The organism is Nocardioides sp. NPDC023903, from assembly GCF_040639295.1.
Lineage (GTDB): Bacteria > Actinomycetota > Actinomycetes > Propionibacteriales > Nocardioidaceae > Nocardioides.
The window spans coordinates 17001-27954 of sequence record NZ_JBEZZS010000053.1; the positions used below are offsets into that span (position 1 = coordinate 17001).

The 10954-nt window shown below is 67.0% G+C and carries 10 protein-coding genes; 7 read left to right on the plus strand and 3 right to left on the minus strand.

Translation table 11 applies throughout. The features are described 5' to 3' along the window. Positions 1-342 precede the first annotated feature (342 nt). The gene (locus AB0F44_RS28695; protein ID WP_357360576.1) at positions 343-954 is read left to right on the plus strand and encodes a copper resistance CopC family protein; all 612 of its coding nucleotides are present in this window, start codon (positions 343-345) and stop codon (positions 952-954) included. After that, entirely contained in the window at positions 951-1958 is a 1008-nt protein-coding gene (locus tag AB0F44_RS28700) for a CopD family protein (RefSeq protein WP_357360578.1), read from the plus strand. The genes AB0F44_RS28695 and AB0F44_RS28700 overlap by 4 nt, the downstream gene beginning before the upstream one ends. 85 nt (positions 1959-2043) lie before the next feature. Here the strand turns inward: AB0F44_RS28700 and AB0F44_RS28705 are convergent, their stop codons facing one another. After that, positions 2044-3432, minus strand: coding sequence for a PepSY domain-containing protein (locus AB0F44_RS28705; protein WP_357360579.1), 1389 nt, complete (start codon positions 3430-3432; stop codon positions 2044-2046). Between the two features lie 685 nt (positions 3433-4117). Between AB0F44_RS28705 and AB0F44_RS28710 the strand changes: the two genes are divergently transcribed. The 5 genes from AB0F44_RS28710 to AB0F44_RS28730 all read left to right on the plus strand — a co-directional run bounded on the left by AB0F44_RS28710 (position 4118) and on the right by AB0F44_RS28730 (position 10143). Beyond that, entirely contained in the window at positions 4118-6310 is a 2193-nt protein-coding gene (locus AB0F44_RS28710) for a copper oxidase (protein WP_357360581.1), read from the plus strand. Between the two features lie 282 nt (positions 6311-6592). After that, on the plus strand, positions 6593-7822 hold the full coding sequence (locus AB0F44_RS28715) for a copper resistance protein CopC (protein ID WP_357360583.1): 1230 nt from the start codon (positions 6593-6595) through the stop codon (positions 7820-7822). Positions 7823-7849: 27 nt separating this feature from the next. Further along, positions 7850-8314, plus strand: coding sequence for a hypothetical protein (locus AB0F44_RS28720; RefSeq protein WP_357360584.1), 465 nt, complete (start codon positions 7850-7852; stop codon positions 8312-8314). Positions 8315-8316: 2 nt separating this feature from the next. Further along, on the plus strand, positions 8317-9645 hold the full coding sequence (locus tag AB0F44_RS28725) for a hypothetical protein (protein ID WP_357360586.1): 1329 nt from the start codon (positions 8317-8319) through the stop codon (positions 9643-9645). A 24-nt stretch (positions 9646-9669) separates the two neighbouring features. Continuing rightward, on the plus strand, positions 9670-10143 hold the full coding sequence (locus tag AB0F44_RS28730; protein ID WP_357360588.1) for a MaoC/PaaZ C-terminal domain-containing protein: 474 nt from the start codon (positions 9670-9672) through the stop codon (positions 10141-10143). 33 nt (positions 10144-10176) lie between these two features. Here AB0F44_RS28730 and AB0F44_RS28735 read toward each other — a convergent pair whose 3' ends face one another. Together AB0F44_RS28735 and AB0F44_RS28740 are read right to left on the minus strand one after the other, a co-directional pair. Continuing rightward, entirely contained in the window at positions 10177-10467 is a 291-nt protein-coding gene (locus AB0F44_RS28735) for a hypothetical protein (RefSeq protein WP_357360590.1), read from the minus strand. Positions 10468-10471: 4 nt separating this feature from the next. Next, on the minus strand, positions 10472-10954 hold a 483-nt coding region (locus AB0F44_RS28740; RefSeq protein WP_357360591.1), incomplete at its 5' end, for an ArsR family transcriptional regulator.

Here is a 10954-nt window from a genome sequence, read left to right on the forward strand (position 1 = left end):
CAGCCACCCCAATTCCCTGAACACCAGCGTTAAGGGCACTTCACTTAACACTTTTCTTAGTTACAGGCGACATGCGCATACGTAACTGCTCCGCAATTGGCCTGAGTTCAACTATAAGTGGCAACTTTCGGAGCTAGCCAAATGCACATCGTCGTGCGTTTTCGCGAACACAGAATGGGTATTCGCCATGCAGAAGGTTATCGCCCGCAGCATCGCCGCCGTCCCCATCCCATTCGTCGTCGCCACCGGTGGTGCTGCGCTCTCCTGCGCGGGGCCTGGTGCCGGCTGAGCCATGGACCACCCCTAGTTCGATGACTCTCGAAACACGCTTAGGTGGAAGCAATGTCGAATGCTTCAACACGCGGATCGCAGCGCCTCGCCACGGCGTTCGCAGCGACGATCTTCGCGCTCTCGTTCTTGATTCCCATACTATTCGCAGCGGCGCCAGCGTCCGCCCACGCCCACTTGGTCAAGAGCCTGCCAAGTGCCGGCGCCGTGCTCGCCGCCGGCCCGTCGGAGGTGGTGCTCACCTTCGACCAGCCGATCCAGGCGTTTCCCGGCGCTAACGGCATGGTGGTGACCGGACCAGAGAGCAGCCACTGGGCGTGTGGTCGTGCCCGCATCAACGGGAACACCCTGACCGCCTCGATGGGTGAGGTGGGGCCTCCGGGCCGCTACCAGATCCACTACCGGGTGCTCGGAGCGGACGGTCACCCGATCACCGGGTCAGTGCCGATCAACATCCGGCGGTCGGCGTCCAACGCGTCCACCGCGTCCACCGCGTCCACCGTTTCCACCGCGTCCGCTGCCACCGCGATGACGGCGTTCGACGTAGATCGGCCGCGTGGTTTGGCAGCGATGCCCACGTGGCTGTGGATCGCGCTGCTGGCCGCGATCGCGGTGTGCGTCGGGGCTGTCGGTCGCCTGACCGTACGCCGAACGGATGCGACATGAACGAACGTACCCGGCTCCTGCAGGTCTCGGCGCTCGTCGGCGCGAGCCTCGTCGTACTTGCCTTCGGGATCCTGGTCACGCTGCCCAAGCCGGTCGTCGGCATTCCGGAGCCGTCGGTGGTGGTGCGCACCGGGATCCCGCTGCTCCGCTGGATCGCCAACGTGTGCGCGATCGGAGCTGTGGGCTCCGTGCTGGTGCTGGTTCTTCTGGGTGAGGCTGGTCGCGACCGTGCCCCTGCCCTGGCCCGACGTACTTCAGCGGCGGCGGTATGGGCCGCAGCAGTGTGGGCGGTCGCAGCACTGCTGGGTCTCTGGTTCAACGCGGCGGAGATCTCTCTCCGCCAACTACGGCTGCCGGTCGGCGGCGTGCTCGGCTACGGCGGAAACGTCAGCCTAGGTGTCGCACTGCTGATCAGCGCCGGGTCGGCGGGAGCGTTGACCGCCTATTCGGCTGCCCGTTTGCGGCGGCCGTCGCTGCCACCGGACGTGGGCTTGCTGATCGCGCTGTCGGGCCTGGTGGCCGTGTCGATGAGCGGGCACGCTTCGCAGGCTGAGCCGCCGTTGCTGCTGATGACGGCCAGCGCCCTCCACGTGGCCGGAGCGTCACTCTGGGTGGGCGGACTGGCAATCACCACTCTGATCATCAGCGCCGACAGGCAGGCGCTGGCCGTCGTTCTTCCCCGGTTCTCGCGGGTCGCCGAGGCGAGTTTCGCGCTGGTGGCGGTCAGCGGCCTGTTGTTGGCCGCTCCCCGGCTGACCGGCGACGTGACGCCGTCCCTCGGAGAGGCAGTCGACGCATTGACGCATACCGGTGCCGGCTGGCTGGTCATGGGCAAGCTCGCCTGCATGGTCCTGCTCGGCTGCTCGGGGGCGTACATCCGTACTGCCGTCGTCGACCGCGTGGCGCGCCAGCAGCCCACGCCACTTATCGCGTGGGCCGGGCTCGAGCTCGCCGTGATGGCGGTCGCGGTCTCGCTGGCCACGGCGCTCGGGCGTCCCCTCTGATATGTAACGGCCTCTTGCCAAGGGCAGGGTGACGCGCCGCCGAGGCTTTGACGACTCTCGGCGGCGCCTCTGCTGCCCATGGGTCTCAGGCAGCGCTCACTCGGGCACGGCGCTGCCGCAGTGTGTTCACGGTGCCGTCGAGGACGACGAATGCGACGAGGGTCACGCCGAAGACCGGCATCGCCCAGCCCAGGGCGCCCGCCGCGAGAAGCACCACGACCAGCATCGGCACCGACAGGTTGCGCCACACCGGCGCCGGAGAGGAAGGCCCGGACCGAGTGGGCCGGCGCCGCCACCACATCCGATACCCCAGGCCCAGGAGCGCGAGCGATCCCAAGGCCAGCAGGGCCAGCGCGAGCTGGTTGGCCAGACCGAACAGGGTGCCGCTGTGGGCACTGACACCGATGCTGGTGAGCTTGGCCATCAGGGGGTAGTCCTCCCAGTCCTGGCGGGCAGCGACCTGCTCGGTGTAGGGATCGATGGCGACGGAGGTCTTGCGGATCGGCAGCCCCTCGGACGACTCCTCAACGGTGAAGGGCGCCGCGGCGGCGTGCGGCGGGACGAGGGTGAGTTCACCTTGCAGGCCTTCCGACCTGGCCACCTCGACAGCACGGTCGAAACTGATCGGCTCAGCACCGTCCACGACCGTCACCTCCGGCGCGGAGAGCAGAGGGGTCTTGCCGTTCAGGGCGGTGATCGCGGCGTCGACGCGGCCGCCGGCATAGTTCGACCAGGTCAGGCCGGTGATGCTGATGCCGAGCAGCCCGACTGCCAGCCAGAGACCCAGGACCCCGTGCCAGGACCGATAGCGCGTACGTCCCTTCGCGGTGAAGGACGGAACCAGCACGGTCCGCAGGGATCGGCCACGGGCGCGCCTGCCGAGCCACAGCACCAGGCCACCGAGCACGATGAAGGGCAGCCAGCTGGCAACGAACTCGGAATAGAGCCGACCGAAGTCGCCCATGTGCAGGTTGCCGTGGAACTCGCGCAGCCACACCTCCGCGGGTGGCCGGTTGTCCGTGGTGACCAGTTCACCGTTGACGCCACCGGTGTACGGATCGACGTACACGGTCAGCGACTCCGAGGAGAAGTGGCTCCCGGTCTGTTTCAGGCCTTCGATGCCCCCGAGAACGACCTGGGCGGTTCGGTCGGGGTCCTCCGCCGGAATGACCGAGGTGACGTGTGCGTCCGGATGGACGGCGAGTGCAGCCTCGACCTGCTCCGACAGCGGTCGCGGGCTCCCTGTTTGCGCCTCCACGTGCAGCTTGTCGCCGTACAGCACGTCGTTGATCTGGGGAGTGAAGGCATAGACCAGGCCGGTCAACGCCAACACCGCGAGGAACGGCGCGACCAGAAGACCCGCCATGAAGTGCACGCGTCGAGCGAGCAACCACAGCGGGGCGCTGGAACGCTTTCGATCGGGCGTGCCGACACCAGCCCGGGGCCGTGACGGTTCGGTGGGGATCGTGGTCATGCCAACTCCATCGGTACGACGGCCGCAACAGCAGCGGAGACCGGCGGGGTGATCGCACGACCCCGGTAAACGTAGGTAAGACTGGGCATGGCCTCTCCTTCTTTACGCTTCCCCTCCTTATACCCAATTGGTTTTGGATGTTTCAGAGGTTTGTTTTGGATGTTTCGGGGTTCGCAGAAAGGCCATTTCGGGCCGGATAGCCAGTAGGCCGACCAGGTATGTCTGATTCGTCGCTGTAACGTAACGCGACAGTAAAAAGAGCCCGCCAGTGTCCAACTTTGCCTTTTCGTTGGCTGTTTCCAGGCGCGCATTAGAGGCCCGGTATAAACACCCGGGGGTATTATCGAGGCGAAACCGCCCGGGGTATTATCGAGGCAACACCCGCCCGCTTTTTGCCTCATCTCTTTTCCGTTTTTAATGCCCACGTGAGGTTGTGAGGTCCCATTAACGATTAGATTTCACCTAGGGCTCAGGGACCTTAATGAGCGCAGTATTGAGTGGTTCTCACTCCTCGGATTCCCCGAATTGTCACCTTGGAGCTCGAACTCAATGCGCGAAAAGGAAGGCATTCTTCATGTCTGAATTAACTCCCCAAGGCTTCTTGGGGCCCAAGAAGCGACGACGCCGACTCGGCGCAGTGGCCGTGGCGGCGGCCTCGGCGATCACGGCGGCGAGTCTGACCACGATGCCGGCAGTAGGCCAGCAGCCGATCGGGGTGGGCCCGCTCCCCATCACCTTCGACATCACCGACGAGAACGGAGGATGGTTCGACTCCGGTCTCAACCTCTTCGGCAGCAAGTCTCTCGCGGTCGCCGTGCTCCCCCGGGTCGGCGTGCCTGCTGGCGGACTGCCCTCTATCGGTGGCCCGGTGCTGCCGACTGACGCGTCGTTGGTGGAGAACCTCCTCGGCGGACTCGGCACCGCCGGCGGGGCGGGTGCCCCGACCGACCCGCTGGCCCTCGACTCGACCCTGGCCACCGTGCAGGGCATCGCGAAGTCCTCGCCGGAGGCGGCTTCCAAGGCCGCCGAGGCCGAGGATCTGATCGGGCAGCTCGAGGCGACCGTCGCCGACATGCCGGCGGACGAGCCGGTCGACCTGAGCTCGCTGCCGGTCGGCGTGGACCTGGCGGGTGTCCTGGACTCCCTCCAGGAGTTCGCGGTCGAGGGGCCTCCGGTCACCGTCACGTTCAACGTGGACCCGGCCAAGTCCCAGGGAATTCGCAACCCGATCGGGCTGATCGCCCCGGAGGGGGCGGACGAGTTCCCGTACATGGATTCCAAAGGCGCCTTCTACGGCGAGAAGACGATCCAGCTCACCGAGCCGGGGCTGTACGCCTTCACCGACTCGGTCGCGCCCTACATGCTCGGCGCTGTCGTGGTCGACGACCCGCTCACGTTGGGTCTCGACTTCGGCGAGAAGCTGGTGGTCAACGGCAAGCCCGAGGCCGTCCCGTCGAACGCCGACATCATCCAGCGGCTGGTGAACACCTTCTTCACGGCCACCAACCCGAACAACTGGCAGCAGCACAGCAGCACCAAGGAGGTGTCCTGGAACCCGGTCCAGCCGCCCGCCCCGATCCTGCAGTACGACGCAGACGGCAAGCCGGTACTGATCCCGAACCTAGACGCGTACTTCGACCAGAAGTTCGGCTACCCGAGGAAGCTGCCCGCGTTGAAGAAGCCGACCACCCCTGGTGTGGGTGAGGTCTGGATGGCCACTCAGATGGAGGACTTCGCAGGGAAGGAGAAGCACGGCTCCATCACGAAGATCAACGCCGAGGACTGGACGATCGATCGGAAGATCGCAGCCCCCGAGATCAACATGAACAACGTCCACAACATGTGGGCGGACAAGACCTACAAGTACCTGTACGCGAACGAGTGGTTCGACAGCGAGACCGACGTGTTCGACCGGGAGACCGGCAAGTTCGTACGGAGCCTCGAAGTCGGGCCCAACCCGGCGCACGTGATGACCCGTCCGGGCAACGACAACCTCACGATCGGCATCAACGCCGGGACGGACATCGTCGAGGCGGCACCGGGCGCCACGAAGATCATCAAGCGCATCCACGCCGACCCGGAGAGCGGCATGACCCCGCACCCGCACGCGCACTGGACGAGCCATGACGGCAAGACGGTCGTCGCGCCGAACACGATGACCGAGGAGGCCGTCATCGCCGACATGGACTCGGGGACCGTCAGGCACGAGCCCGTCGGGGCGTTCCCGATCGCCACGTCGATGACGCCGGACTCGAAGAAGGCGTACCTGTCCAACTTCCTGGGCATGAGCGTGTCGTGCGTGTCGCTGAAGGAGGACGCGTGTGCGACCCCCGACGGCGGTGTGGCCAAGAACTCCACGATCGACCTGTGGCAGAACTACGACTCGCAGACGGGTCCCGAGGCGGGCAAGCCGTGGGGCGGTCTGACGATCCAGCTCCCGGTGAGCCCGGACGGTAAGGCGCTGCTGGCGGTGAACACCCTGTCTGCGACGGTCAACGTGATCGACCCGAAGACACACAAGTTGATCAAGGATCTGCCTTGCAACCCCGGTTGCCACGGCGCCAACTTCGGCGCCAAGAAGGGTGGCGGCTACTACGCCTACGTCTCCAACAAGTTCTCCAACGCCACGCAGGTCATCGATGTCGACCCGAACAACGATGGCGACATCTCGGATGCCGCCATCGCCGGCCAGCTGACGCTGGGGCCGACGCCGGACACCAAGATGGACGACGAGCTCGTCGCCCACCCCGGTGTGGGTGGACAGGGCGTCGTGGCCCTCCCGCTGGTCTACAACGGCTGGTCACAGGAGATCCCGGCGGCCTGGCGAAAGGATCTGACCTGCGAGCAGATCAACCCGATCGACGAGTCGGCCTGCTGATCACCATCTGACACCACCGAAGGTCCGGGGCTGGGCAGCGCAGCCCAGCCCCGGACCGTCTCCGGGTCCCAGCATCCCGACGAAGTCAAGCCGGGACCCGAGCCCGTTAGCACCACCGACGGGCTCGGGTCCGTCGGCTACCCGAGACAGATGCCCAATCATGCAGGAGGCTCGCCGATGACGGCGCAGAAGATTCGCCCACAGGCTGTCACAACCCCACCCCGCCCTAGGTTCCGTCGGCGCGTGATCGGGTTGGTTGTGTTGGTCGCAGTCTGCTGGGGAGTGTTGCTCACAGTACTGCCGTCGCCATCCGGTGACCCGGAGCTGGTCTCGTTGAGCCCGAAGGACGGCCAGACGGTCAAGTCCCCCGACGAGGTCCGGATCACGTTCGACCGGCCTGTCCCCGCGGAGCTCGCGACGGTCCAGATGACTGATCCCGCAGGCGAGCGCATCGTTTCGACTCGGCCGTACAACCCGCCGGGGGCCGACGACGCGATTGCCGTGCCGATGCCGAAGACCCGCTACGAGGGGATCTACTCGGTCGTCTGGTCGGTGCCGTCCAGCACCCTCGAACCGATGGTCGGGTCGTCGACCTTCTCGGTGTTCTCCTCGGCGAGGCTCACCGCGGTCCCGGGGCTGGTCGTCGACCGCGACCCGGTGGTCGTCACGGTGTACACGGTGGCGGGAACGCTCGCGACAGCCGCCCTGGTGCTCGGTGTCGGGACCGTGTTCGTGCTCGGAGTCGCCTGGCCGGAGGGCACCCGCCGCCCGGGATCGCGCCGTCTGCTCCGGTACACGCTGGCGACCATGGTGCTGGCGACGCTCGTGTCCCTGCTCTCCTTCGGCGGTTACGCCGCCCGGACCTCGCTCGGTGACGCGTTCGACCCGGCGCTCCTCGCTGGGACGATCAAGTCGGGCATCGGGGCGGCGCTCATGGCCAGGCTGCTCATCCTGCTGCCGCTCACGCTCGGCTTCTGGCAGCTCCTGCGGAGCGAGCCCGCCCGGACCTCGGTCGAGCGCCTGACGGCCGCGGCGACGGTGCTCGGTGCCGCCTCGGCGTTGGCGGCCACCTGGGTCTTCGCCCGCCCGTACGCACCGGCGGGACCAGGGCCGCTCAGCGTGGCCGCGGACACCGCGCTCCTGCTCGCGGCTTCGGTCGGCGTCGGCGCCGCGGTGATGCAGTGGACGGTCCTGCGTCGAGCCGGTGTACAGGCGGCGCCCGCCACGCGTCTGCTGGCCCGGATCATGCCGGTGGGCGGTGCGGTGCTGCTACTCGCGGCGACCACAACCGACGGCTGGCGGCTGATCGCGTTCGGCGCGCTGGCGGTGGTGGTCTTCAGCACGGGGGTGGCCCTCCTGTACCGGGAGCGGCGGCGTAGATCCGACCCCGAGGAAAGCGACGGCCGGCGAGACAAGCCCGCTCGCCGGCGGCTGCGGAAGGTGGCCGCGGTGTCAGCTTCGGTCACCGTCGTGGCGCTCGCAGCGCTACCCGGTTCGGCCCTCCCCGGTTAAAGCCCGCGACGCACACGAGAGATACCCATGTCTATGCACCTCCGCCTTCTCTGGCGATTCAGCACCACCATCGCTGCGACGTTCACACTCGTCCTCGCGCCCGCCGCGTGCGGAGGCGCCGAGGACACCGCCCCACCGACCGAGCCGACCGACGCGACGTCCTCCGTGACCCCCTCGGCTGCCTCATCGCCGGCAGCGCCGGTCAGCCCCAGCACCGAGTCAACCGATCTCGGTCCGCTGCTCACGATCACCATCGACGGGGAGGAGGTGTCACCCAATGCGGAGGCGATCCACCTCAGCACCGGAGAGAAGCTCCTCGTGGAGATCGACTCCGATCGGGCCGGCGAACTGCACATCCACTCCGCCCCTGAACAGATCGTCCAGTTCGCCGAGGGGACCACGGACGGCGAGATCGTCGTGAACACTCCTGGCACCGTCGAGGTCGAGGACCACGACACCAGCGCCGTCGTCGCCCTCATCGAGGTGCACTGACTTTGTTCCCCCTGATCCTGCCCATGCACGGCTTGGGCGGGGGCGCCGACCTGCCCATTCCCGCCTCCTTTGCGATCGCGGGCGGCACCGCCGCCCTCGCCTTGTCCTTCGTCGTGCTGCTCCTGGCCTGGCGTACGCCTCGGTTCTCGACCGCCGGCCGCGAACGAGCCGTCCCCGCCGGGCTCGCCGCATTCCTGGACAGTCGCGGCTGGACCATGAGCATCCGTGCGCTCGGGATGACGTTCTTCTGCTTCATGCTCTGGCCCGCGCTGTTCGGGCCGGACCTGCTCAACAACCCCACCTTCGGCGTCGTCTACGTCTGGCTCTGGGTCGGCATCGTCCCGGCGTCGCTGCTGTTCGGCCGCTTCTACCGCGCCGTCAGCCCGGCCCGCACCCTCCACCTGATCCTCGCGAAGGTCGCGGGGCGACCACCTGGCGAAGGCATACGCCGATATCCGGCCGACCTGGGGTACTGGCCCGCAGCAATCGGTCTGTTCGCCTTCGTCTGGCTCGAGCTCGTCTCGCCGCAAGCGACTTACCTGGGCTCGGTTCGTGCGTGGTTCGCGTGCTACCTGGCGGCGATGTTGCTCGGTGGCGCGATCTTCGGCGAACGATGGCTCGAGCGGGCCGACCCGTTCGAGGTCTACTCCACCCTGTTGGCCCACCTCTCACCATGGGGACGCAACGACGAAGGCGACCTCGTCTGGATCAGTCCGCTACGCCACCTTGCCCGTGTGCCGAGCGAAGCAGGACTGGTGGCCACGGTCGCCGTCCTCCTCGCAAGCACCGCATACGACAGCTGGCGCGAGAGCGTGACCTGGATCCGGTTCGTCCAGTCCAGCGGCATCGATCAGACCGTGTTGGGAACGGCCGGACTCCTGACCGCGGTCACCGTCGTCGGAGTCGTCTTCATGGCGGCGTCGATGGCAACAGGGATCGATGAGAGCGTCGATCGCTGGCAGATACCGCGTCAGCTCGCTCACTCCATCGTCCCGATCGTGGTCGGCTACATGGTGGCGCACTACCTGAGCTTCTTCGTACAGGTCGGCTCACAGACTCTGATCCAGATCAGCGACCCCGTCGGAACCGGGGCAGATCTGTTCCGGACCGGGGACTGGGAGGTCAACTACTGGTTCTCCCAGCATGCGACCTTCCTGGCCACAACCAAGGTGGTCTCCATCGTGACCGGGCACGTCCTGGGCGTCATCGCAGCTCACGACCGAGCCCTGGAGATCCTCCCACGGCGTCACCAGGTCGCCGGTCAGCTGCCGCTACTCCTCGCGATGGTGCTCTACACCTACATGGGCCTCTACCTGCTGTTCGGAGCCTGACACGGAAGCCGTCATGATCGATCCATGACCACGGAAATGGGTTCGCCATCTGACTGGTACTTCGAGGACTTCGCGGTTGGCCAGATCTTCCGCTCCCAGGGACGAACGATCACGGAGACCGACATCGTGTCCTTCGCCGGCTGGAGCTGGGACACCAACCCCGTACACACCGATGCCGAGCTCAGCGCCGGGGGACGCTTCGGTCGGCCGATCGCTCACGGCGTCCTCGGCCTGTCCGTCGCGATGGGCCTGGTATCTCGTCTCGGCATCTTCGAGCGGTGCTCGGTCGCGCTCCTGGGCATCGACCGATGGCAGTTCACGCACCCGGTCGTCGTCGGCGACACCGTCCGGTGCACCGTCCACATCAGAGGCGTACGAGCCACCAGCGACGGCAAGCACGGCGTACTCGAGCGCGAGTTCGTCCTGACCAAGCAGGACGACACCGTCGTGCAGCGGGGCGACATCGGCCTCCTGGTGGCCCGCCGACCTGCTCGGTGACGCATGCTCCATAAGCAAACGGCGTCGGTGCGGTCAGATCTTGGGGTTCCGGTCGACGGCGGGAAGACGCCAGGGCCGAGTCGGGGTTCGGCGACCGCGCTTGGTGCGAGCTGACTCCGCGCCAGACATCCTCCCGACGTTGCGGTGATGGGTCGGCCGTCGATCGTCCTGGCTGTTGGCGGTCATCTCGGAGAAGTACACGATGCCGGCGAACTGCTCGGCGAGCGATGGCGCGTCGGGGACGGCGTCCGGGCTCTTCGGGCGGCCGATCGCGGCAGCGTTGTCGTGGCCACTGAACTCTTCAGCGGTGACCTCGGTGTCCATAGGGCTACTCCTTGCGCGTGGGGGGTGGCTCATCAGGATGAAAGCGGGCCGCGAGCGCCTTGATGCGGCGCTCCAGCTCGGCGTAGGCGGTGTCGAAGGCCTCGGGGCCCTTGTCCACCGGGTCGGGGATCGACCAGTGCAGCTCACCCGGGACCTTCGGTGTCTCGTGGGCGCGGTCGCACACGGTGACCACGAGATCATCGGGGTCCAGCACGTCCTCGACCCGCCGTGGCTCGACGATGGGGAGGTCGAGCTCCCGGCGGCTCGCGACGTCGATCGTTCCCGGATTGATCTGGTCGGCAGGATGGGTGCCCGCCGAGGCAGCGGGGATCGGGCTGACCTGGCGCCACAGCGCGGCGGCCAGATGTGAGCGTGCGGTGTTGCCGGTGCACACGAACAGGACGCGCCTGGGCACCGCCACGGGGGACGCGGTGCCCAGGCTCTCGAGCGCATCCTGCTCGAGGTGCAGGTACGTACGCCTCCCGTC

Coding starts and splice junctions, on each gene's coding strand:
- AB0F44_RS28695 (WP_357360576.1), top strand. CDS start 343: ATGTCGAATGCTTCAACACGCGGATCGCAGCGCCTCGCCACGGCGTTC.
- AB0F44_RS28700 (WP_357360578.1), top strand. CDS start 951: ATGAACGAACGTACCCGGCTCCTGCAGGTCTCGGCGCTCGTCGGCGCG.
- AB0F44_RS28705 (WP_357360579.1), bottom strand. CDS start 3,432: ATGACCACGATCCCCACCGAACCGTCACGGCCCCGGGCTGGTGTCGGC.
- AB0F44_RS28710 (WP_357360581.1), top strand. CDS start 4,118: ATGCCGGCAGTAGGCCAGCAGCCGATCGGGGTGGGCCCGCTCCCCATC.
- AB0F44_RS28720 (WP_357360584.1), top strand. CDS start 7,850: ATGTCTATGCACCTCCGCCTTCTCTGGCGATTCAGCACCACCATCGCT.
- AB0F44_RS28730 (WP_357360588.1), top strand. CDS start 9,670: ATGACCACGGAAATGGGTTCGCCATCTGACTGGTACTTCGAGGACTTC.
- AB0F44_RS28735 (WP_357360590.1), bottom strand. CDS start 10,467: ATGGACACCGAGGTCACCGCTGAAGAGTTCAGTGGCCACGACAACGCT.